Below are 22,089 nucleotides of genomic sequence, written 5' to 3' on the forward strand. Positions count from 1 at the left end.
CGTGTCCCACAGCACGGTGCCTCGCGGCAGAGCCGAGGCGAAGACCACCCCCACCACCCCGGCGCCGGGCGCCGCCGGGTCCGGCGGGGCGAACGGGAAGGCGCACGCGAGGAGCGGCCGGCTGGGCTTCCGGCTCCGCTTCCGGCGCGACCGCACCCTGCTGCTGATGACCCTGCCGGCCGTGCTGCTGGTCCTGGTCTTCAACTACGTGCCGATCCTCGGCAACATCGTCGCCTTCCAGGACTACGACCCGTACCTCAGCGACAACGGCGTCGTCGCGATGTTCCAGAGCCCGTGGGTGGGCCTCGACCAGTTCGAGCGGGTCTTCGCAGACTCCGAGTTCTGGCACGCCGTGCAGAACACGTTCGTGCTGTTCTTCCTCCAGCTCGTGCTGTACTTCCCGGTCCCGGTCCTGCTCGCCCTGCTGATCAACAGCGTGATCAGGCCCCGGGTCCGGGCGGTCGCCCAGGCGATCGTGTACCTGCCGCACTTCTTCTCCTGGGTGCTGGTCGTCACCGTCTTCCAGCAGATCTTCGGCGGCGCCGGCATCATCGCGCAGACCCTGGCCGACCACGGCTACACCGGGTTCGACGTGATGACCGACCCGGGGGCCTTCAAGTACCTGGTCACCGTGCAGACCGTCTGGAAGGACGCCGGCTGGGGCATCATCGTCTTCCTCGCGGCCCTCTCCTCCGTCTCCCACGACCTCTACGAGGCCGCCGCCATGGACGGGGCCGGCCGCTGGCGCCGCATGTGGCACATCACGCTGCCCGCGCTGCGCCCGGTCATCGCCCTGCTGCTGGTGCTGCGCGTGGGCGACGCGCTCACCGTGGGCTTCGAGCAACTGCTGCTGCAGCGGCAGGCGGTGGGCGTCGAGGCCTCCGAGGTCCTCGACACCTACGTCTGGTGGAACGGCATCCGCAACCAGGACTTCAGCTACGCGGCGGCGGCCGGACTGGTCAAGGGCCTCGTCGGACTGACCCTCGTCCTCGTGGCGAACAAGGTGGCCCACCTGATGGGCGAGCAGGGGGTGTACAAGAAGTGACCGCCGTCATCGACCGGCCCGTGCGGAAGCCTCGCTGGTGGCAGGCGCCGCCCCGGCCGGTGTGGGAGGAGGAGCCGGGCCGGGCCGGGCTGGCCGCCAAGGGCATCGTCCTCGGCTTCGCCTGCTTCGCGATCCTCTTCCCCCTGTGGATCGTCGTCGTCACCAGCCTGTCCTCGAAGAAGACCATCGACGAGGCCGGCGGTCTGGTGGTGATACCGCAGGACATCACCTTCATCGCCTACCAGGAACTGCTCGGCGGCGGCCAGGTGCAGCGGGCCGCGCTGGTCAGCGTGGGCGTCACCGTGGCCGGCACGCTGTTCAGCATGGCCGTCTCGGTGCTGTGCGCCTACGGGCTCTCGCGGTCCGGGTCGCTCGGCCACCGCTGGATCCTGATGACGCTGCTGGCGACCATGTTCTTCGGCGCCGGGCTCATCCCGACGTATCTGCTGGTCCAGGCGCTCGGGCTGACCGACACCTATCTCGCGCTGATCCTGCCGAGCGCGGTGAGCGTGTTCAACATCCTGGTGCTGCGCGGGTTCTTCATGGGGATCTCGCAGGAGCTGATCGACAGCGCCCGGATCGACGGGGCCGGGGACTGGCGCATCCTGTGGAGGATCGTGATGCCGCTGTCCCGGGCGGTGCTGGCGGTCATCGCGCTGTTCTACGCCGTGGGGTACTGGAGCGCCTGGTTCAACGCGTCGATCTACCTCACCGACCAGGACATGATGCCGCTGCAGAACGTCATGATCCAGCTCGTGCAGAAGCAGGAGCGGCCGGTGGGGCTGGCCACCCAGATCAACACCGGCGGGCTGTCCGCGCTGGCCGTCCAGATGGCGGTCATGGTGCTGGCGCTGCTGCCGGTGGCGGTGCTCTCGCCGTTCGTCCAGCGGCACTTCAAGAAGGGCATGCTCACGGGCGCGGTGAAGGGCTGACGACGGCTCCCCCCCATGCCCCGCCGCGGCCGGCCCGCTCCTGTCCGGCGTCCGGCCGCGGCGGATCCCACCTTTCCGAACGAGGTATGTCATGCACACGTCCAAGCCGAGCAGGCGGACCGTACTCGCCGGGACCGCTGCCGCCGCCGCGCTCACCGCCCTGCCGGCGGCCCCCGCGGCGGCCGGGGCCGCCGGATCCGCCCCCGCCTACCGCTGGCGCAACGTCGTCATCGGCGGCACCGGATTCATCACCGGCGTCCTCTTCCACCCCGCCGTCCGCGGCCTCGCCTACGCCCGCACCGACATCGGCGGCGCCTACCGCTGGGACGAGCGGACCGCCCGCTGGACCCCGCTCACCGACCACCTCGGCTGGGACGACTGGAACCTGCTCGGTGTCGAGGCGATGGCCGTCGACCCCGCGCACCCCAACCGGCTCTACCTCGCCGTCGGCACCTACTCCCAGCCCTGGGCCGGCAACGGCGCCGTGCTGCGCTCCGCGGACCGGGGCCGCACCTGGCAGCGCACCGACCTCACGGTGAAGCTCGGCGCCAACGAGGACGGCCGCGGCACGGGGGAGCGGCTGCTGGTCGACCCGCGCGACAGCGACACCCTGTGGCTCGGCACCCGGCACGACGGGCTGCTGAAGTCCACCGACCGGGGCGCCACCTGGGCGCCCGCGACCGGCTTCCCGGCCACCCCCGACCCGTCCGGCCAGGGCGTCACCCTCCTGGTCGCGGCCGGCCGCGCGCTCTACGCCGGCTGGGGCGACGGCGCCCCGGCCAACCTGTTCCGCACGACCGACGGCACCACCTGGGAGGCCGTGCCCGGGCAGCCCGCCGGCACCTCGGCCAAGGTGCCGGTCCGCGCCGCGTACGACCGGCACGCCCGGGAGCTGTACGTGACGTACGCCGACGCGCCCGGCCCCAACGGGCAGACCGACGGCAGCGTGCACAAGCTGGGCACCGTCACCGGACGGTGGACCGAGGTCACCCCCGCGAAGCCGGGCGGGACCACCGCGGACGGCTCCGCCGACACCTTCGGCTACGGCGGTGTCGCCGTGGACGCCCGCCGCCCCGGCACCGTCGTGGTCTCCACCAACAACCGCTGGGCCGCCGTCGACACCCTGTACCGCTCCACGGACGGCGGGCGCACCTGGACCTCCCTGAAGGAGCCGGCCGTCCTCGACGTGTCCGAGACGCCGTACCTGAGGTGGGGCGGGGAGCAGCCCAAGTTCGGCTGGTGGATCCAGGCGCTCGCCGTCGACCCGTACGACGCGCGCCACCTCGTCTACGGCACCGGCGCCACCCTCTACGGCACCCGGGACCTCAGGCACTGGGCCCCGTGGATCCGCGGCCTGGAGGAGAGCGCCGTACGCCGGCTGATCTCGCCCCCGTCCGGGCCGGCGCACCTGATCAGCGGGCTCGGGGACATCGGCGTGATGTACCACGAGCGGCTCACCTCGTCCCCCTCGCGGGGCATGGCCACCAACCCCGTCTTCGGATCGGCGACCGGCCTCGCGCAGGCCGCCCGCAGACCGTCGTACGTCGTGCGCACCGGCTGGGGGGACCACGGCAACGGGGCGTACTCCACCGACGGCGGCCGGACCTGGGCGCCCTTCGCCGCCCAGCCCCGCCTCGCCGAGGAGGCGCCGGGGCCGATCGCCGTCAACGCCGACGGCACCGTGCTGCTGTGGACCCTCGTGCACGGGGACGGCACCGGGTACCCCGCCCACCGCTCCGCGGACGGCGGCGCGACCTGGTCCGAGGTGCCCTCCTTCCCCAAGGGCGCCACTCCGGTCGCCGATCCCTCCGACCCGGCCGTGTTCTACGCGTACGACACCGCCGCGGGAACGCTGCTGGCCAGCACGGACGGCGGCCGCACCTTCTCCGCCCGGGCCACCGGACTGCCCTCCGGCGACAGCCAGTTCAGGGTGGTGGCGGCGCCGGGGCGGACCGGTGACCTGTGGCTCAGCGCCAAGTGGAACGGGCTGTACCGCTCCACCGACGGCGGCGCGCGCTTCACCAAGGCCGGCAGCTGCCGGGCCTCCTACACCCTCGGCTTCGGCAAGGCCGCCGACGGCGCCGGATACCCGGCGCTCTACCAGGTCGGCACGGTCGGGGACGTCACCGGCGTGTACCGCTCCGACGACGGCGCCGGGAGCTGGACCCGGATCAACGACGACGCCCACCAATGGGGCTGGACCGGCGAGGCCATCACCGGCGACCCGCGCGTGTACGGCCGGGTCTACCTCGCCACCAACGGGCGCGGGATCCAGTACGGGGAGCCCGTCTGATGCCGCACCTGAACGACAGCACCCGCGGCCGGCTCCTCTTCGGCGGCGACTACAACCCCGAGCAGTGGCCCGAGGAGACCTGGCACGAGGACATCCGGCTGATGAAGGACGCCGGGGTCAACTCCGTCACCCTCGGCGTCTTCTCCTGGTCGAAGCTGGAACCCGAGCCGGGCGCGCGGGAGTTCGGCTGGCTGGACACCCTGATGGACCTGATGCACGGGAACGGCATCGGCGTCGTCCTCGCCACCCCCACCGCCTCGCCCCCGCCGTGGCTCGGCCGGCTGCACCCGCAGACCCTGCCCAGGGACGCCGACGGGCACGTCGAGCACTGGGGCGGGCGCCAGCACTTCTCCCACTCCAGCGCCGTCTACCGCCGCCACGCCGCCGAGATCACCGAGGCCCTGGCCGCCCGCTACGGCGGCCACCCGGCGCTCACCATGTGGCACATCAACAACGAGTACTGCACCGTCGACCACGGCGACGAGGCCGCCGCCCGGTTCCGGGTCTGGCTGCGGCGCCGGTACGGCACCCTGGACGCCCTCAACACCGCCTGGGGGACGGCCTTCTGGAGCCAGCACCACGACACGTGGGACAGCGTCATCCCGCCCCGCCGTGTCCACTACCTGCACAACCCCACCCAGGTGCTGGACTTCCGGCGCTTCACCTCCGACATGCTCCTGGAGTGCTGCACCGCCGAACGCGACATCGTCCGCCGCTACACCCCGCACATCCCCGTCACCAGCAACTTCATGCCGCTGTGGATCGGCCAGGACGGCTGGCGCTGGGCCGAGGAGGAGGACGTCGTCTCCGTCGACCTCTACCCGGACCCGCGCGACCCGCTCGGCGCCCAGTACGGCGCCCTCGTCCAGGACCTCACCCGCTCGCAGGCGCGCGGCCCCTGGATGCTGATGGAGCAGGCCGCCGGCCCGGTCAACTGGCGTGGCGTGAACCACCCCAAGCCGCGCGGCCTCAACCGGCTCTGGTCCCTCCAGGCCGTGGCCCGCGGCGCCGACGCCGTCTGCTACTTCCAGTGGCGCCAGTCCCGCCAGGGAGCCGAGAAGTTCCACTCCGGGATGGTCAGCCACGCCGGCGAGCAGGGCCGCACCTTCCAGGAGGTCAAGCGGACCGGCGCCGACCTGCGCCGGCTCGCCGAGGTCACCGGCACGCGCATCGCCGCCGACATCGCGATCCTGCACGACTGGCACGCCTGGTGGGCCGGGGAGCAGCAGGCCCGCCCGTCGCGGCGGGCCGGCCTCGAAGGGGTCCTGCGCGCCTGGCACCGGGCCCTGTGGGAGGCCGGCCTCACCACCGACTTCGCCCACCCCGAACACGACCTGGGCGGCTACCGCGTGGTCGTCGTGCCGCAGCTCTACCTCCTCACGGACGCGGCGATCGAGAACCTGCTCGGCTTCGTCCGCGCGGGCGGCACCCTGGTCAGCGGGTTCCTCACCGGTGTCGCCGACGAGGACGACCGGGTCCGTCCGGGCGGCATGGACGCCCGGCTGCGCGAGCTGTTCGGCATCCGGGTCCTGCACGAGTGGTGGCCGCTGGAGGCGGGCGAGAGCACCGAGTGCGACGGCTTCCGGGGCACGCTGTGGTCGGAGGAGATCGAGGCCGCCGACGACGTCACCGAGACCGTGCCCTACCGGGGCGGCGAACTGGACGGGCTGCCCGCGCTGCTGCGCCGGGACCGCGCCTGGTACCTCTCCACGCTCCCCGAACCGGACGCGCTGCGCGCCCTGCTGGCCCGGATCGCCGCGGACGCGGGCGTCCGCCCCGTCCTCGACGGCCTGCCGCCCGCCGTGGAGGCGGTGCGCCGCGGCGAGCTGCTGTTCGTGCTCAACCACGGCCGTGAACCGGTGACCGTGCCCGTGCCCGGCCGCCACCACGACCTGCTCACCGGCACGACGGTGACGGACGGGGTCCGCCTGGACCGCTACGGCGTGGCGGTGCTGCGGCCATGAGCGGTACGCCCGTGCACGGCACCTGGGAGCCCCGGCCCGCCGGCCGCTGGGAGGACGCCTTCCTCAGCGGCAACGGCAGCCACGGCGCCCTCGTGTTCGGCGACCCGGACGACGACCGGGTCATCGTCACCCACCACACGCTCGTCCGTCCGTCCGGCGACGACCGTCACCGCCGCCCGCCCCGGCTCGCCGCCGCCCTCCCGGCCCTCCAGGACCGCCTGCTCGCGGGCGACCTCACCGCCGCCGAGACCTTCACCGACGGCCGCCCGCTGCAGTGGGTGCGTCCCTTCCACCCCGCCTTCCAGACCCGGCTGCGCCGCCCGGCCGGCCCCGGCGGCCCCTACCGGCGCACCGTCGACTTCGCCACCGGCGAGGTCACCGCCGTCCACGGCGACTGGACCAGCCGCGTCTTCGTCTCCCGCGCCGACGACGTGATCGTCCAGTACGTCACCGCCCCCGGCCTCACCCTCGACCTCTGCCTCGACCCCCGGCTCCCGGGCGCCCCGCACGGCCTCGGCATCGGCGAAGGCGCCGTCCTCACCGCCGACGGCGCCCTGCTCAGCCTGCGCGTGCGCTACCCGGGTTCGGACCTCGCCTACACCGGCGTCACCCTCGCCGTCGCCGACGGCGGCACGACGAGACTGGCCCCGCCGGGCGCCCGGATCACCGGCGCGGCCTCGCTGCTGCTCCTCACCCGGGTGCGCCGCCACACCGGCGAGCTCGACGTGGTCGCCGAGGGCCGCGCCCTGCGCGACCTGCTCACCGGGAGCCCGTACGACACGCTCCTCGCCCGGCACACCGCCCTGCACCGCACCGCCTGGACCCGGGTCACCCTCGACCTGGCCGCCGATCCGGCCGAGCGCGCCCTGCCCGGCTCGAAGCTGCTGGCCCGCCCGCAGAGCCCGGCGCTGCTGGAGAGGCTGTTCGCCGCGGGCCGCTACCACCTGCTGTCCGCGAGCGGCACCCTCCCGCCCCGGCTGACCGGCCTGTGGACGGGAGACTGGAACACCGCCTGGTCCGGCGCGTTCACCCACGACGCCAACCTCAACCTCCAGACCGCCTCCGCCGCGTCCGCCGCCCTCCCCGAGGTCACGGAGGCCCTCGCCGCGCTGGTCCACCGGCAGCTCCCGGACTGGCAGGACAACGCCCGCGCCGTCTTCGGCACCCGGGGCGCGGTCGCGCCCGCGCACTCGGACGGCGAGTCCGGGCACAGCTACCACTTCAGCCGCGAGTACCCCCTGCACCTGTGGACCGCGGGCGCCGACTGGCTGCTCAAGCCGCTCGTCGACCACGACGAGACCCACGGCACCCGCGACCCGCGCACCGCCGCCGCGCTCGCCGAAGTCGCCCTGTTCTACGAGGACTTCCTCACCCGCACCGACACCGACGGCACCCTCGTCGTCGTCCCCTCCTACTCACCGGAGAACCGCCCGGCGAACGCGAGCTGGGGCGCGCTCAACGCGGCCATGGACCTCTCCGCCGCCCGGCACGCCCTGCGCACCGCCGCCGCCTACCACCCCGAGCACGCCGACCGCTGGCGCGCCCTCGCCGACCGGCTCCCCCCGCACCGGATCAACCGGGACGGCGCGCTGGCCGAGTGGGCCTGGCCCGGCCTGGAGGACTCCTACGACCACCGCCACCTCAGCCACCTGCACGGCGTGTGGCCGCTGGACGAGATCACCCCCTACGACACCCCCGGCCTGGCGAAGGCCGCCCACCGGGCGCTCGAACTGCGCGGCGCCGAGAACGACTCCGCGCACGGCCACCTGCACCGCGCCCTGCTCGCCGCCCGCCTCGGCGACGCCGGCCGGGTCGCGCAGGCGCTCGGCCGGGTGCTGGCGGGCGACTTCTTCCACGCCTCCCTGATGAGCGCCCACTACCCGCGGCGCGACGTCTACAACGCGGACGCCGCGCACGCCCTGCCCGCCGTGCTGATCGAGATGCTGGTGCACTCGACCCCCGGCCGGCTCGTCCTGTTCCCCGCCCTCCCCGGACACCTGCCCGCGGGCGAACTGCGCGGCGTGCGCACACGGTTCGGAGCCGAGGTCGACCTCGCCTGGAGCCCCACGGGGGCGACCGCGGTGATCCGGCCCTCCCGCACCGCCCGTGTGGAACTCAGAACCCCCTCCGGCGCCGAGCCGCTCGACCTGGCCGCCGGAGAGGACCGCGTCCTCGACCTGGGGACGCGGTGACCCCCACATCTCCCCCACCCATGGAAGGGACACCCATGGCAGCACACACCGCGCTCCGCCGGCTCACCAGGGCCCTGCTGGCCCCGGCCCTCGCGCTCGGCGCCACCGTCGGCCTCGCCTCCGCCCCCGCCCAGGCCGCCGTCTGGAACTCCTGCGACCAGTGGGGCAACACCACGCTGAACGGCTACACCCTCTACAACAACATCTGGGGCTCCGGCGCCGGCAGCCAGTGCGTCTGGGCCAACTCCGGCACCAACTGGGGCGTCTGGGCCGACCACCCCGACACCGGAGGCATCAAGTCGTACCCCAACTCCAAGAAGGTGATCAACAAGCCGATCGGCTCGATCGGCTCGCTCACCAGCAGCTACAACGTCACCGTCCCGTCCTCCGGCGCGTACAACACGTCGTACGACATCTGGGACACCGACTACGACTACGAGATCATGCTCTGGGTGAACCACCACGGCGCCGTCGGCCCGCTCGGCACCTTCCAGGGCACCGTCGGTCTCGGCGGCCACACCTGGAACGTCTACAAGGGCAGCAACGGCCACAACGAGGTCTTCTCGTTCCTGCGCACCTCGGACTCGAACTCCGGCACCGTGAACATCCTGCCGATCCTGAAGTGGATCAAGGACACCAAGCGGTGGATGGGCAACGAGACCATCGGTGACGTCCAGTTCGGCTACGAGATCACCTCGTCGTCGGGCGGGCTGAACTTCACCACCCACAACCTCACCGTCAGCGGCGGCTGACCCGGTGCGGGGGCGCCCGGTCCCCTCTCCGGGCGCCCCCGCACGGCGCGGCCGCTCCGCCACGGGCGGCCGCGCTCCGGGACCGCGCGCCCGCCATGGCGGACGCGCTGGACGGGCACGGGGCCGGGTGGCGGGGGAGCGGGTCAGGAGGCGGCGGGTGCCGGGCCGGTGCTCGCGCGGACCGTCAGCTCCGGCGCCAGCAGGACGACCTCGTCGCCGCCCCGCCCGTCCAGCTTGGCGACCAGACGCTCCACGGCGTGCCGGCCCATCTCCTGGGCCGGGATGGCGACCGACGTCAGCCGCACCGACGCCTGCACGGCGACCTGGTCCGGGCAGACGGCGACCACCGACACGTCCTCCGGCACCGCCCGGCCCTGCTGGCGCAGCAGCGCGAGCAGCGGCTCCACCGCGGACTCGTTCTGCACCACGAACCCGGTGGTCGCCGGGCGCTCGTCGAAGATCCGGGCGAGGGTCGCCGCCATCGCGTCGTACCCGCCCTCGCAGGGGCGGTGCAGCACCCGCAGCCCCAGCTCGCGGGCGCGGGCGCGCAGCCCGTCGAGGGTGCGCTCGGCGAACCCGGTGTGCCGTTCGTAGACCGCGGGGGCCTCACCGATGACCGCGATGTCGCGGTGGCCGAGCGAGGCCAGATGCTCCACGCACAGCGCGCCGGTCGCCGTGAAGTCGAGGTCCACGCAGGTGAGGCCGGTGGTGTCGGCGGGCAGTCCGATCAGCACGGACGGCCGGCCGCTGCCCCGCAGCAGCGGGAGCCGTTCGTCCTCCAGTTCGACGTCCATCACGATCATCGCGTCGGCGAGCCCGCTGCGGGTGACCCGGCGCACCGCGTCCGGGCCCTCCTCGCCGGTGAGCAGCAGGACGTCGTAGCCGTGCGTGCGGGCGGTGGTGGTCACCGCGATGGCGATCTCCATCATCACCGGCACGTACATGTCGGTGCGCAGCGGGACCATCAGGGCGAGGATGTTCGACCGGCTGCTGGCCAGGGCGCGGGCTCCGGCGTTGGGGTGGTAGCCCAGCTCCCGGATGCTCTGCTCGACCCGCTGCCGGGTGGTCACGGAGATGGACCGCTTGCCGCTGAGGACATAGCTCACCGTGCTCGCCGAGACTCCGGCGTGCTGGGCGACCTCGGCGAGGGTGACCATCCGCTCTCCAAGCTGTGTGAAGCGCTTCGACAATGCGCAGTGCGAACAACGACGGGTGGGGGTGGTTTGACAGTAGCTCCAGGGCGGGTGGGTGTCCATAGGCTGTCGAAGCGCTTCGACACCTTTCTTCCGCGCGCCTCCGTCCCGGCCTCCCGCCACCGTACGCCGCCCGCCACGCTCCGGCCGCGGCCGGCCGGCGGCCCCGGATGCCGGGGCGCGGACCGCCCCGCGGCTCCCCGGCGCGCCGCCGCTCGGCCGAACGGCGGCGCGCAGGGTGGTGGGACAGTCCGTTATCGGGTACATACGATCGCGTAACACCCGTCGGTAACCAATTGGACCCTGATCCCGATTCGCGGCGAGGTGAGCCTCATGTCCGCCACTCCCACCACCCGACCCACCGTCACCGAACGTGAGGCCCGCCAAGTCGCGGAGGCCGCCAGGGAACAGCACTGGCGCAAGCCCAGCTTCGCCAAGGAACTGTTCCTCGGCCGGTTCCGCCTCGACCTCATCCACCCCCACCCGCTCCCCGCCGACGAGGACGTCCGCCGCGGCGAGGCGTTCCTGGCGAAGCTGCGCGCGTTCTGCGAGACGGGCATCGACTCCGCCCGCATCGAACGCGAGGCCCGCATCCCCGACGAGACCGTGGCCGGGCTCAGGGAACTGGGCGCCCTCGGCATGAAGATCGACCCCGAGTACGGCGGTCTCGGCCTCACCCAGGTCTACTACAACAAGGCCCTCGCCCTGGTCGGCTCCGCCAGCCCCGCCGTCGGCGCCCTGCTCAGCGCCCACCAGTCGATCGGCGTCCCGCAGCCGCTGAAGATGTTCGGCACCCCCGAGCAGAAGCAACGGTTCCTGCCGCGCTGCGCCCGCACCGACATCTCCGCGTTCCTGCTCACCGAGCCGGACGTCGGCTCCGACCCGGCCCGCCTCGCCACCACCGCCGTGCCGGACGGCGACGACTACCTCCTCGACGGGGTGAAACTGTGGACCACCAACGGGGTGGTCGCCGACCTGCTCGTCGTCATGGCCCGGGTGCCGAAGACCCAGGGCCACAAGGGCGGCATCACCGCGTTCGTCGTCGAGGCATCCTCGCCGGGCATCACCGTCGAGAACCGCAACGCCTTCATGGGCCTGCGCGGCCTGGAGAACGGCGTGACCCGCTTCCAGGGCGTCCGGGTCCCCGCAGCGAACCGCATCGGCCCCGAGGGCGCCGGCCTGAAGATCGCCCTCACCACGCTCAACACCGGCCGCCTGTCGCTGCCCGCGATGTGCGTCGGCGCCGGCAAGTGGTGCCTGAAGATCGCCCGCGAGTGGTCCGCGGCCCGCGAGCAGTGGGGGAAGCCGGTCGCCCTGCACGAGGCGGTCGGCTCCAAGATCGCCTTCATCGCGGCCACCACCTTCGCCCTCGAAGCCGTCGTCGACCTGTCCTCCCAGATGGCCGACGAGGACCGCAACGACATCCGCATCGAGGCCGCCCTCGCCAAGCTCTACGGCTCCGAGACGGCCTGCCTCATGGCCGACGAACTGGTCCAGATCCGCGGCGGCCGCGGCTTCGAGACCGCCGAGTCGCTGGCGGCGCGCGGCGAGCGGGCCGTACCCGCCGAGCAGATGCTGCGCGACCTGCGCATCAACCGCATCTTCGAGGGCTCCACCGAGATCATGCACCTGCTCATCGCCCGCGAGGCCGTCGACGCCCACCTCTCCGTCGCGGGCGACCTCATCGACCCCGACAAGTCCCTCCAGGACAAGGCGAAGGCAGGCGCGCAGGCCGGCGTCTTCTACGCCAAGTGGCTGCCCCGGCTGATCGCGGGCCCCGGCCAGCTGCCCCGCTCCTACGCCGAGTTCCGGCACGCCGGCGTCGACCTCTCCCCGCACCTGCGGCACGTCGAGCGCACCGCCCGCAAACTCGCCCGCTCCACCTTCTACGCCATGTCCCGCTGGCAGGGCCGCATGGAGACCAAACAGGGCTTCCTCGGCCGGATCGTCGACATCGGCGCCGAACTCTTCGCGATGAGCGCCGCCTGCGTCCGCGCGGAACTCCTCCGCTCCCAGGGCGACCACGGCCGCGAGGCCTACCAGCTCGCCGACGCCTTCTGCCACCAGGCCAGGCTGCGCGTCGACGCCCTGTTCACCCGCCTGTGGGACAACACCGACGACCTGGACCGCAAGGTCGTGAAGGGCGTCCTGGCGGGCACCTACGAGTGGCTGGAGCACGGAGTCGTCGACCCCTCCGGCGACGGCCCCTGGATCGCCGACACCCGCACCCCCGAGACCCCCCGGCCCGACGTACGCAGGACCATCCCCGAGTGACCGGCGACACCCGCACGAGGGACGCCTGTCCTGACCGTGCTCACCGGCAGCCACAATAGGGGGATGAGCGACAGTCCATCCCCCCGAGGGCGCGGGCCGCAGGACCCGTCCGGCCCGCGGCCCGCGGTCCGCGCCCTCGCGGATCCGCACCGCCTCTTCGCCCCGGTGACGCAGGACGGCCCGAAGGACGTGGTGATCCTCGGCTCCACCGGGTCGATCGGCACGCAGGCCATCGATCTCGTGCTGCGCAACCCCGACCGCTTCCGGGTCACCGGCCTGTCCGCCAACGGCGGCCGGGTCGCCCTGCTCGCCGAGCAGGCCCGCCGGCTGCGGGTACGGGCCGTCGCGGTCGCCCGCGAGGACGTGGTGCCCGCGCTGCGCGAGGCGCTGAGCGCGCAGTACGGCCCGCGGGAGCCGCTGCCCGAGATCCTGGCCGGCCCGGACGCGGCCACCCGGCTCGCCGCCTCGCCCTGCCACACCGTGCTGAACGGCATCACCGGCTCCATCGGCCTCGCCCCGACCCTCGCCGCCCTGGAGGCGGGCCGCACCCTCGCGCTCGCCAACAAGGAGTCGCTCATCGTCGGCGGCCCGCTGGTCAAGGCGCTCGCCCGGCCCGGCCAGATCATCCCGGTCGACTCCGAGCACGCCGCCCTCTTCCAGGCCCTCGCCGCCGGCACCCGCGCCGACGTCCGCAAGCTGGTCGTCACGGCCTCCGGCGGGCCCTTCCGGGGCCGTACGAAGGAGGAGCTGGCCGGCGTCACCGTCGAGGACGCCCTCGCCCACCCGACCTGGGCGATGGGCCCGGTGATCACCATCAACTCCGCGACCCTCGTCAACAAGGGCCTGGAGGTGATCGAGGCGCATCTGCTGTACGACATTCCCTTCGACCGCATCGAGGTCGTCGTGCACCCGCAGTCGTATGTCCACTCGATGGTGGAGTTCACGGACGGATCGACGCTGGCGCAGGCGACGCCCCCCGACATGCGGGGCCCGATCGCCATCGGCCTCGGCTGGCCGGAACGCGTCCCCGACGCGGCCCCGGCCTTCGACTGGAGCAAGGCCTCGACGTGGGAGTTCTTCCCCCTCGACGACGAGGCCTTCCCGTCCGTGAACCTGGCCCGGCACGTGGGCGAGCTCGCGGGCACCGCGCCCGCGGTGTTCAATGCGGCCAACGAGGAGTGCGTGGAGGCGTTCCGCAGCGGCGCGCTGCCGTTCAACGGCATCATCGAGACCGTGACCCGGGTGGTCGAGGAGCACGGCACCCCGCGCACGGGAACCTCGCTCACCGTGGCGGACGTCCTCGAAGCGGAGACCTGGGCCCGCGCCCGGGCCCGGGAACTGACGGCGATGACGGCGGAGGCCCGTGCATGACGACCCTGATGATGATCCTCGGCATAGTCGTGTTCGCGGTCGGCCTGCTGATCTCGATCGCCTGGCACGAGCTGGGGCATCTCTCCACGGCCAAGCTGTTCGGCATCCGCGTGCCGCAGTACATGGTCGGCTTCGGCCCGACCATCTGGTCGCGCAGGAAGGGCGAGACCGAGTACGGCATCAAGGCCATCCCGTTCGGCGGCTACATCCGCATGATCGGCATGTTCCCGCCGGGCCCCGACGGCAAGCTGGAGGCCCGCTCCACCTCGCCCTGGCGCGGCATGATCGAGGACGCCCGCTCCGCCGCCTTCGAGGAGCTGAAGCCGGGCGACGAGACCCGCCTGTTCTACACGCGCAAGCCGTGGAAGCGGGTCATCGTGATGTTCGCGGGCCCGTTCATGAACCTGGTGCTGGCCGTCGCGTTGTTCCTGGTCGTCCTCATGGGCTTCGGCGTCACCCAGCAGACCACCGCGGTCAGCGAGGTGCAGAAGTGCGTCGTCCCGCAGAGCCAGGCCCGTGACACCTGCCGGGCCTCCGACCCGGCCTCCCCGGCCGCCGCGGCGGGACTGCGGGCCGGTGACCGGATCGTCGCCTTCGACGGCGTGCGCACCGACGACTGGAACCAGCTCTCCGACCTGATCCGCTCCCACCCCGGCGAGGACGTCGCGATCGTCGTCGACCGCAAGGGCGAGGAAGTCACCCTGCACGCCACGATCGCCACCAACCAGGTCCTCAAGAAGGACTCCCACGGCCAGGTCGTCGAGGGCGAGTACGTCACCGCCGGCTTCCTCGGCTTCAGCGCCGCGACCGGCGTGGTCAAACAGGACTTCGGCGACTCGGTGACCTGGATGGGCGACCGGGTCGGCGAGGCCGTCGACTCCCTCGCCGCCCTGCCCGGCAAGATCCCCGCCCTGTGGAACGCCGCCTTCGACGGCGCCCCGCGCGAGCCCGATTCCCCGATGGGCGTGGTCGGCGCGGCCCGCGTCGGCGGTGAGATCTTCACCCTGGACATCCCGCCCACCCAGCAGCTCGCGATGGCGCTGATGCTCGTTGCGGGCTTCAACCTGTCCCTGTTCCTGTTCAACATGCTCCCGCTGCTGCCGCTCGACGGCGGCCACATCGCGGGCGCCCTCTGGGAGTCGCTGCGCCGCAACACCGCCCGGCTGCTGCGCCGCCCCGACCCGGGACCGTTCGACGTGGCGAAGCTGATGCCGGTGGCCTACGTGGTGGCCGGGATCTTCATCTGCTTCACCATCCTGGTGCTGATCGCGGACGTCGTTAACCCGGTCAGAATCTCCTAGCCGCGCGGAGTCCGGCGCGGCCCGGCGGCGTTCACCCGCCGGGCCGCCACTCTTCGGGTGGTTTACCGGCGGGATGTGCTCAGTCCACGGCCCGTGCCGTAATCTCGAAGCCCGGAGCCCGCCGCTGACGGGACCGGGACCTTGATCCACGACTTGGGGTTGCACAGCAGATGACTGCGATTTCTCTCGGCATGCCGTCCGTTCCGACCAAGCTCGCCGAGCGCCGGAAGAGCCGGCAGATCCAGGTCGGCTCCGTGGCGGTCGGCGGGGACGCCCCGGTCTCGGTCCAGTCCATGACGACGACCCGCACCTCGGACATCGGCGCCACCCTCCAGCAGATCGCCGAGCTGACCGCCTCCGGCTGCCAGATCGTCCGGGTCGCCTGCCCCACGCAGGACGACGCCGACGCCCTGCCGGTCATCGCGAAGAAGTCGCAGATCCCGGTCATCGCCGACATCCACTTCCAGCCGAAGTACGTCTTCGCCGCGATCGAGGCCGGCTGCGCCGCCGTCCGGGTCAACCCGGGCAACATCAAGCAGTTCGACGACAAGGTCAAGGAGATCGCCAGGGCGGCGAAGGAGCACGGCACGCCGATCCGCATCGGCGTCAACGCGGGCTCACTCGACCGGCGCCTGCTCCAGAAGTACGGCAAGGCGACCCCCGAGGCCCTGGTCGAGTCCGCCCTCTGGGAGGCGTCCCTCTTCGAGGAGCACGACTTCCGGGACATCAAGATCTCGGTCAAGCACAACGACCCGGTCGTCATGATCGAGGCGTACCGCCAGCTCGCCGAGCAGTGCGACTACCCGCTCCACCTCGGCGTCACCGAGGCCGGCCCCGCCTTCCAGGGCACCATCAAGTCGGCGGTCGCCTTCGGCGCCCTGCTCTCCCAGGGCATCGGCGACACCATCCGGGTCTCCCTCTCCGCCCCGCCCGTGGAGGAGGTCAAGGTCGGCCTGCAGATCCTGCAGTCCCTCGGGCTGCGCCAGCGCGGCCTGGAGATCGTCTCCTGCCCGTCCTGCGGCCGGGCCCAGGTCGACGTGTACAAGCTCGCCGAAGAGGTCACCGCGGGCCTGACCGGCATGGAGGTCCCGCTCCGCGTCGCCGTCATGGGCTGCGTCGTCAACGGCCCCGGCGAGGCCCGCGAGGCCGACCTCGGGGTCGCCTCCGGCAACGGCAAGGGCCAGATCTTCGTCAAGGGCGAGGTCATCAAGACCGTCCCCGAGTCCAAGATCGTCGAGACCCTCATCGAGGAGGCCATGAAGCTGGCCGCCCAGATGGAGGCCGACGGCGTCATCTCGGGCGAGCCGTCCGTATCGGTGGCCGGCTGACCAACGGCGCGGGCAGCGCCCCGTCAGGGGCGCGCGGGAGCGGCACGGCCGGCCCCGTCACCCCGCCCCGCGCACGGTCACGGGAACCCCGCGCCGGGCCCCGGGAGCTCCCGGGGCGTCCGCCGCCCGAGCAAGCTCAGCGCATCCGCGGGTACAGTGCGGAGACCAGCAGCTGACCCCGGAGGGCTCCCGCACGTGCTGACCCAGACCACCTCCCGGGTCCTCGAACCGAGCGACCTGGACGCCGCACTCGCCGTCCTGCACCGCGAGCCGGTCACCAACGCCTTCGTGACCTCCCGGGTCCAGGTCGCCGGCCTGGACCCGTGGCGCCTCGGCGGCGAGATGTGGGGCTGGTACGAGGACGGCATGCTCACGTCCCTGTGCTACGCGGGCGCCAACCTCGTCCCCATCTGCGCCACCCCGCGCGCCGTCCGCGCCTTCGCCGACCGCGCCCGCCGGGCCGGCCGCCGCTGCTCCTCGATCGTCGGTCCCGCCGAGTCCACCGCCCTGCTGTGGCGGCTGCTCGAACCGCACTGGGGCCCGGCCCGCGAGGTCCGCGCCCACCAGCCGCTGATGGTCACCGACCGGATGCCCGACGACATAGCCCCGGACCCCTACGTCCGCCGCGTCCGCAAGGACGAGATGGAAACGATCATGCCGGCCTGCGTGGCGATGTTCACCGAGGAGGTCGGCGTCTCCCCGATGGCCGGCGACGGCGGCCTGCTCTACCAGGCCAGGGTCGCCGAACTCGTCGGCTCCGGCCGCTCCTTCGCCCGCATCGACGAGCACGGCAAGGTCGTGTTCAAGGCGGAGATCGGCGCGGCGACCCCCCAGGCCTGCCAGATCCAGGGCGTGTGGGTGGCCCCCGAGCACCGGGGCAAGGGGCTGGCCGCCCCCGGCATGGCGGCCGTGCTGCGCTACGCCCTCGCCGACGTGGCCCCCGTGGTCAGCCTGTACGTGAACGACTACAACACGGCGGCGCGCAGGACCTACCGGCGGGTCGGCTTCCGGGAGACCGGCGCCTTCATGAGTGTGCTGTTCTGACACGGCTCCGCCCGCTGTAGGCTCGCCGACATGCTTCGCGACATCACGATCGCCCCCCTCGACCTCCCCGCCCACGTCGACGAAGCGCTGGCCGTCCAAGCCCTGGCGTTCGGACTCGGCCCGGACGAGGTCGCCGTACGCCGCCAGATCGTGCTGCGCCACATGACCTACCGCGGAGCCCGCGCCCTCGGCGCGACCACCGCCGAAGGCCGCCTCGCCGGATTCGTCTACGGCATGCCCAACAGCCGCACCCACTGGTGGTCGACGGTCGTCGAGCCCTATCTGCGCGCCCAGGGCAACGACGGCTGGCTCGACGACTCCTTCGTCATCACCGAACTGCACGTCCACCCCCGCCACCAGAACCGCGGCATCGGCCGCGCCCTGATCACCGCGATCACCGACAGCGCCGCCGAGCCCCGCTCGATCCTCTCCGCGATCGACACCGACAGCCCGGCCCGCGGCCTCTACCACTCGCTCGGCTACCAGGACCTGGCCCGCCGCGTCCTGTTCCCCAGCGCACCCCTGCCGTACGCCGTGATGGGCGCCCCGCTGCCGCTGCGCCGCCGATAACCGATTTCCACCGCCCAGTACCGCCCGGCTAACCTCCTAGCCACCACCCTCCCCCACTCCCGGCTTCGCGCGAGCGGGGGGATCCCCGTCAGCAGGAGTACGAGAACCATGGCCAACGCACCGGTCCAGCGCATGTCCCAGTTGATGGCGAAGACCCTGCGCGACGATCCGGCGGACGCCGAGGTCCTCAGCCACAAGCTGCTCGTCCGCGCCGGCTACGTCCGCCGTACCGCCGCGGGCGTGTGGACCTGGCTGCCGCTCGGCAAGAGGGTCCTCGCCAACGTGGAGCGCGTCGTCCGCGAGGAGATGGACGCCATCGGCGCCCAGGAGGTGCTGCTCCCCGCCCTGCTGCCGCGCGAGCCCTACGAGGCCACCGGCCGCTGGGACGAGTACGGCCCCGAGCTGTTCCGCCTCCAGGACCGCAAGGGCGGCGACTACCTGCTCGGCCCCACCCACGAGGAGATCTTCACCCTGCTGGTGAAGGACCAGGCGTCCTCCTACAAGGACCTGCCGGTCATCCTCTACCAGATCCAGACCAAGTTCCGCGACGAGGCCCGCCCCCGGGCCGGCATCCTGCGCGGCCGCGAGTTCCTGATGAAGGACTCGTACTCCTTCGACCTGGAGGACGAGGGCCTCGCCCACTCCTACGCCCTGCACCGCCAGGCCTACCAGAGGGTCTTCGAACGCCTCGGCCTGGACTACCGCATCTGCGCCGCCACCGCCGGCGCCATGGGCGGCTCCAAGTCCGAGGAGTTCCTGGCCCCCGCCGAAGCCGGCGAGGACACCTTCGCCGACTGCCCGAACTGCGACTTCGCCGCCAACACCGAGGCGATCACCTACGAGCTGAAGCCCGTGGACGCCGCCGGCGTGCCCGCCGCCGAGGACATCCCCACCCCGGACACCCCCACCATCGAGACCCTGGCCGCCTCCCTCGGCGTCCCGGCCTCCGCCACGCTGAAGAACCTCCTGGTGAAGGTCGACGGCGAGATCGTCGCCGTCGGCGTCCCCGGCGACCGCGAGGTCGACCTCGACAAGGTCGAGGCGCACTTCGCCCCGGCCGCCGTCGAGATGGTCACCGAGGCCGACTTCGCGGCCCGCCCCGACCTGGTCCGCGGCTACGTCGGCCCGCAGGGTCTCGGCAAGGTGAAGTACATCGCCGACCCGCGCGTGGCTCCCGGCACCGCCTGGATCACCGGAGCCAACAAGCCGGACACCCACGCCAGGAACGTCGTCGCGGGCCGCGACTTCCAGGTCGACGAGTACGTCGACGTCGTGGTGGTCCAGGAGGGCGACCCCTGCCCCAGGTGCGGCACCGGCCTCAAGCTCGACCGCGCCATCGAGATCGGCCACATCTTCCAGCTGGGCCGCAAGTACACCGACGCCCTCAAGCTGGACGTCCTCGGCCAGAACGGCAAGCCGGTCCGCGTGACCATGGGCTCCTACGGCATCGGCGTCTCCCGCGCGGTCGCCGCCCTCGCCGAGCAGACCGCCGACGACAAGGGCCTGTGCTGGCCCAAGGAGATCGCGCCCGCCGACGTCCACGTCGTCGCGGCCGGCAAGGCCCTCCAGACCGAGCTGGCCCTCGACATCTCCGAGAAGCTGGCGGGGGCCGGGGTGCGGGTCCTCGTGGACGACCGCGCGGGCGTCTCCCCGGGCGTGAAGTTCACCGACTCCGAGCTGATCGGCGTCCCGCAGATCCTCGTCGCGGGCCGCCGGGCGGGCGAGGGCGTGGTCGAGCTGAAGGACCGCAGGACCGGCGAGCGCGAGGAGCTGACGGTCGAGGAGGCCATCGCGCGCCTGACCGCCTGAGCCACCCGGGCCCGGGGCACCGCCCCCGGGCCCGGCCCTACAGCCAGCCGGCGAACTCCAGCAGCAGCTCCGCGTCCTGCTCCCGGCCGACCCTGCGGGCCCGCACGCCCGACTCCACCGCCCGGAACAGCGTCCAGCCGCGCAGCCGCTCCTGGTCCACGTCCAGCGACTCCGCGAGCCGCTTCACCCGGCGCCGGGTCGTCGCCGCGCCCGACGGCTGGGCGATCAGGTCCTCCACCCGGTCCCGCACCAGCCGCGCCAGGTCGAAGGCGCACTCGCCGACCACCGGATCGGGGCCCACCGCCAGCCACGGCATCCGCTCCCCGGCGAGCACCTTGCTCTGCCGGAACGTGCCGTGCAGCAGCTTCTCCTCCGGCGGCGCCGCCAGCAGTTCCTCGCGCGCCGCGAGCGCCGTCTCGACCAGCGGCGCCACCTCGGCGTCCGCCTCCGCGCTCGCCCGCATCGCCGCGGCCTGCCGCCCGGTGCGCCCGGCCACCGTCTCGAAGCCGTGCCCCTCGGGCGGTGTCACCCACAGCCGGCGCAGCGTGCCCGCCGCCTCCAGCAGCGCCTTCGCCTCCGGCAGCGACCGCACCGACACATCCGGGTGCAGCCGCTCCAGCAGCAGCGCCCCGTCGGGCGAGCCCTGCTCCAGCAGCTGCACGGCACCGCGCCCGCCCCAGTGGGCCAGCGCGGCCCGCTCGCTCCCGGGACGCGCCCGCGGCGGTGCCAGCTTCAGCACGGCCGGGGTCCCGTCCGGGCGCCGTACCAGTACCACCAGACTGCTGCGGCCCCCCGGCACCTGCACCCGCTCGACGGTCAACTCGCGTAGCGCGACGGCTCGCCCAGCCGTCTCGGGCAGCTTCTCCAACCAGTCGTCACCGTCCGGTGCCGTCTCACCGAGCGCCCTGACCAGACGCCGCGGCGGTTCGAAAGCCATACGCGAGTCGTTCCCTTCCGGTGCGTCACGCCGTGGGCGTCGCGGACGCCCCCGCGGCACCCGCCCGTTCGGCGAGCCCAGGGAAGGCTACGCTCCCGCCCCGCCAGCGCGCCGCCCGCACCGCCGCCTCCCGCAGCGCGGCGGCGGCCGTGCCCCGGCGCTGTCCCCCGGCCGCCCGCACCAGGTCGGAGTAGACCCCGGCCACCCGGTCCTCCAGTTCGGCGGCGAGCCGGCCGGCGGCCTCGGCGTCCGTCACCGGGAACGGCAGCGCGTACCCGGCCGCCGCGGCGACCGGCTCGCCGCCCAGGTCCCGCACCTCGCGGGCCAGCGCGTCCCGCCGCGCCCGGTGCGCGTCGTACGCCGCGCGCGCCTCCGCGCGCCGCTCCTCGCGGATCCGCCCCCCGACGACCCCGTAGCCGTACACGGCCGCGTGCTCCGCCGCGAGCGCCGCCTGCAGCGCCCCCAGTTCCCGCTTCGACGCCTCGCTCACTTCGCCGCCTCCGTCAGCAGATACGCGTGCGCCGCCCCGGCCGCGGCCACCGAGGCCAGCAGCCGGGCCAGCTCGCCCGGCACGTCCATCAGGGCCTTCGCCCGCCGGTCGGCGAGCGCCCGCTCGGCGGCGGCCAGCTCGGTGAGGGCCGCCTTCTCGTCCCCGGGCACGGCGGGCGCCGCGGACACCGGGGGCGCGGCCGAGGCCGAAGGCGACGCCGGGGGCGAGCCCGGCGCGGACGGCTTCACCCCGCCCCCGAAGGCCTGCCGGTGCCGTACGACCTCCATCCGCAGCGGTGCCAGCCGCTCCGCCAGCCCCGGGTGCGCGGCGAGCACCGCGTCGTACCGCTCGGCCAGGCGCCCGCTGTCCGAAGCGGCCCGCGCGCGGACCCGGTCCGCGGCCGACGGCCCGGCGCCGCGGCCGCCGGAGTCCTCGGACCCGGCGGTGCAGCCGGACAGCAGGGCGGCCCCGGCGGCCGAGGCGAGCAGGGTTCTGCGGCGCGGACCCGAGGGGGTGCGCGACGGCGGTGGGTACGGCACGGCTGGCGTCCTCGGAGGCTCGTACGAACGTCACGGGCGGGCACCCGGCGGGCCG

At 73.3% G+C, this 22,089-nt stretch carries 17 protein-coding genes; 13 read left to right on the forward strand and 4 right to left on the reverse strand.

All coding sequences use genetic code 11. The features are described from left to right. Nucleotide 1: 1 nt before the first annotated feature. From SGLAU_RS24160 to SGLAU_RS24185, 6 genes are all read left to right on the forward strand, one after another. Nucleotides 2-1,045, forward strand: coding sequence for an ABC transporter permease (locus SGLAU_RS24160; RefSeq protein ID WP_043506952.1), 1,044 nt, complete (start codon nucleotides 2-4; stop codon nucleotides 1,043-1,045). After that, the gene (locus tag SGLAU_RS24165; RefSeq protein ID WP_043504496.1) at nucleotides 1,042-1,977 is read left to right on the forward strand and encodes a carbohydrate ABC transporter permease; all 936 of its coding nucleotides are present in this window, start codon (nucleotides 1,042-1,044) and stop codon (nucleotides 1,975-1,977) included. The genes SGLAU_RS24160 and SGLAU_RS24165 overlap by 4 nt, the downstream gene beginning before the upstream one ends. A gap of 91 nt (nucleotides 1,978-2,068) precedes the next feature. Continuing rightward, entirely contained in the window at nucleotides 2,069-4,270 is a 2,202-nt protein-coding gene (locus SGLAU_RS24170; protein ID WP_043504498.1) for a 1,4-beta-glucanase, read from the forward strand. After that, nucleotides 4,270-6,234, forward strand: a complete 1,965-nt coding sequence (locus tag SGLAU_RS24175; RefSeq protein WP_043504500.1) for a beta-galactosidase — start codon at nucleotides 4,270-4,272, stop codon at nucleotides 6,232-6,234. The genes SGLAU_RS24170 and SGLAU_RS24175 overlap by 1 nt, the downstream gene beginning before the upstream one ends. Then, nucleotides 6,231-8,426, forward strand: coding sequence for a glycosyl hydrolase family 95 catalytic domain-containing protein (locus SGLAU_RS24180; protein WP_043504502.1), 2,196 nt, complete (start codon nucleotides 6,231-6,233; stop codon nucleotides 8,424-8,426). Before SGLAU_RS24175 ends, SGLAU_RS24180 begins: the two co-directional genes overlap by 4 nt. Nucleotides 8,427-8,461: 35 nt before the next feature. Then, nucleotides 8,462-9,178 carry a glycoside hydrolase family 12 protein gene (locus tag SGLAU_RS24185; protein ID WP_043504505.1) on the forward strand — a complete coding sequence of 239 codons (717 nt, stop codon included), beginning with the start codon at nucleotides 8,462-8,464 and terminating at the stop codon, nucleotides 9,176-9,178. Between the two features lie 143 nt (nucleotides 9,179-9,321). Here the strand turns inward: SGLAU_RS24185 and SGLAU_RS24190 are convergent, their stop codons facing one another. Next, nucleotides 9,322-10,335: a LacI family DNA-binding transcriptional regulator gene (locus tag SGLAU_RS24190; RefSeq protein ID WP_043504506.1), complete on the reverse strand. Its 1,014-nt coding sequence runs from the start codon at nucleotides 10,333-10,335 to the stop codon at nucleotides 9,322-9,324. Nucleotides 10,336-10,704: 369 nt separating this feature from the next. On the opposite strand from SGLAU_RS24190, the gene SGLAU_RS24195 reads away from it, so the two are divergent. The 7 genes from SGLAU_RS24195 (at nucleotide 10,705) to SGLAU_RS24225 (ending at nucleotide 20,068) form a co-directional block, all read left to right on the forward strand. Continuing rightward, a complete protein-coding gene (locus SGLAU_RS24195; protein ID WP_043504508.1) occupies nucleotides 10,705-12,645 on the forward strand; it encodes an acyl-CoA dehydrogenase family protein in 1,941 nt (646 codons plus the stop codon). A 63-nt stretch (nucleotides 12,646-12,708) separates the two neighbouring features. After that, nucleotides 12,709-14,016 carry a 1-deoxy-D-xylulose-5-phosphate reductoisomerase gene (gene dxr / locus SGLAU_RS24200; protein WP_244315254.1) on the forward strand — a complete coding sequence of 436 codons (1,308 nt, stop codon included), beginning with the start codon at nucleotides 12,709-12,711 and terminating at the stop codon, nucleotides 14,014-14,016. Nucleotides 14,017-14,024: 8 nt separating this feature from the next. Continuing rightward, nucleotides 14,025-15,317 carry a M50 family metallopeptidase gene (locus tag SGLAU_RS24205; protein ID WP_099052955.1) on the forward strand — a complete coding sequence of 431 codons (1,293 nt, stop codon included), beginning with the start codon at nucleotides 14,025-14,027 and terminating at the stop codon, nucleotides 15,315-15,317. 170 nt (nucleotides 15,318-15,487) lie between these two features. Further along, the gene (gene ispG, locus SGLAU_RS24210; protein ID WP_043504511.1) at nucleotides 15,488-16,645 is read left to right on the forward strand and encodes a flavodoxin-dependent (E)-4-hydroxy-3-methylbut-2-enyl-diphosphate synthase; all 1,158 of its coding nucleotides are present in this window, start codon (nucleotides 15,488-15,490) and stop codon (nucleotides 16,643-16,645) included. 195 nt (nucleotides 16,646-16,840) lie between these two features. Then, nucleotides 16,841-17,689, forward strand: a complete 849-nt coding sequence (locus tag SGLAU_RS24215) for a GNAT family N-acetyltransferase (protein ID WP_043504512.1) — start codon at nucleotides 16,841-16,843, stop codon at nucleotides 17,687-17,689. 30 nt (nucleotides 17,690-17,719) lie between these two features. Then, complete coding sequence (locus tag SGLAU_RS24220) at nucleotides 17,720-18,259, forward strand: GNAT family N-acetyltransferase (RefSeq protein WP_043504513.1); 540 nt, start codon at nucleotides 17,720-17,722, stop codon at nucleotides 18,257-18,259. A 108-nt stretch (nucleotides 18,260-18,367) separates the two neighbouring features. Continuing rightward, nucleotides 18,368-20,068, forward strand: coding sequence for a proline--tRNA ligase (locus tag SGLAU_RS24225; RefSeq protein ID WP_043504514.1), 1,701 nt, complete (start codon nucleotides 18,368-18,370; stop codon nucleotides 20,066-20,068). Between the two features lie 37 nt (nucleotides 20,069-20,105). Here SGLAU_RS24225 and SGLAU_RS24230 read toward each other — a convergent pair whose 3' ends face one another. The 3 genes from SGLAU_RS24230 to SGLAU_RS24240 are packed head-to-tail and all read right to left on the reverse strand — an operon-like array spanning nucleotide 20,106 to nucleotide 22,034. Then, a complete protein-coding gene (locus SGLAU_RS24230) occupies nucleotides 20,106-21,005 on the reverse strand; it encodes an aminoglycoside phosphotransferase family protein (RefSeq protein WP_043504517.1) in 900 nt (299 codons plus the stop codon). A 25-nt stretch (nucleotides 21,006-21,030) separates the two neighbouring features. Then, entirely contained in the window at nucleotides 21,031-21,495 is a 465-nt protein-coding gene (locus SGLAU_RS24235) for a DUF4439 domain-containing protein (protein ID WP_043504518.1), read from the reverse strand. After that, entirely contained in the window at nucleotides 21,492-22,034 is a 543-nt protein-coding gene (locus SGLAU_RS24240; protein WP_043504519.1) for a hypothetical protein, read from the reverse strand. The genes SGLAU_RS24235 and SGLAU_RS24240 overlap by 4 nt, the downstream gene beginning before the upstream one ends. Nucleotides 22,035-22,089 lie beyond the last annotated feature (55 nt).

This window comes from Streptomyces glaucescens (assembly GCF_000761215.1).
Taxonomy (GTDB): Bacteria; Actinomycetota; Actinomycetes; order Streptomycetales; family Streptomycetaceae; genus Streptomyces; species Streptomyces glaucescens_B.

Bases quoted from the DNA above. Each gene is read 5' to 3' on its own strand.
- SGLAU_RS24175 (WP_043504500.1), top strand. From the start codon at position 4,270: ATGCCGCACCTGAACGACAGCACCCGCGGCCGGCTCCTCTTCGGCGGC.
- SGLAU_RS24190 (WP_043504506.1), bottom strand. From the start codon at position 10,335: ATGGTCACCCTCGCCGAGGTCGCCCAGCACGCCGGAGTCTCGGCGAGC.
- SGLAU_RS24220 (WP_043504513.1), top strand. From the start codon at position 17,720: ATGCTTCGCGACATCACGATCGCCCCCCTCGACCTCCCCGCCCACGTC.
- SGLAU_RS24230 (WP_043504517.1), bottom strand. From the start codon at position 21,005: ATGGCTTTCGAACCGCCGCGGCGTCTGGTCAGGGCGCTCGGTGAGACG.
- ispG (WP_043504511.1), top strand. From the start codon at position 15,488: ATGACTGCGATTTCTCTCGGCATGCCGTCCGTTCCGACCAAGCTCGCC.
- SGLAU_RS24170 (WP_043504498.1), top strand. From the start codon at position 2,069: ATGCACACGTCCAAGCCGAGCAGGCGGACCGTACTCGCCGGGACCGCT.
- dxr (WP_244315254.1), top strand. From the start codon at position 12,709: ATGAGCGACAGTCCATCCCCCCGAGGGCGCGGGCCGCAGGACCCGTCC.
- SGLAU_RS24205 (WP_099052955.1), top strand. From the start codon at position 14,025: ATGATGATCCTCGGCATAGTCGTGTTCGCGGTCGGCCTGCTGATCTCG.
- SGLAU_RS24185 (WP_043504505.1), top strand. From the start codon at position 8,462: ATGGCAGCACACACCGCGCTCCGCCGGCTCACCAGGGCCCTGCTGGCC.
- SGLAU_RS24180 (WP_043504502.1), top strand. From the start codon at position 6,231: ATGAGCGGTACGCCCGTGCACGGCACCTGGGAGCCCCGGCCCGCCGGC.
- SGLAU_RS24225 (WP_043504514.1), top strand. From the start codon at position 18,368: ATGGCCAACGCACCGGTCCAGCGCATGTCCCAGTTGATGGCGAAGACC.
- SGLAU_RS24195 (WP_043504508.1), top strand. From the start codon at position 10,705: ATGTCCGCCACTCCCACCACCCGACCCACCGTCACCGAACGTGAGGCC.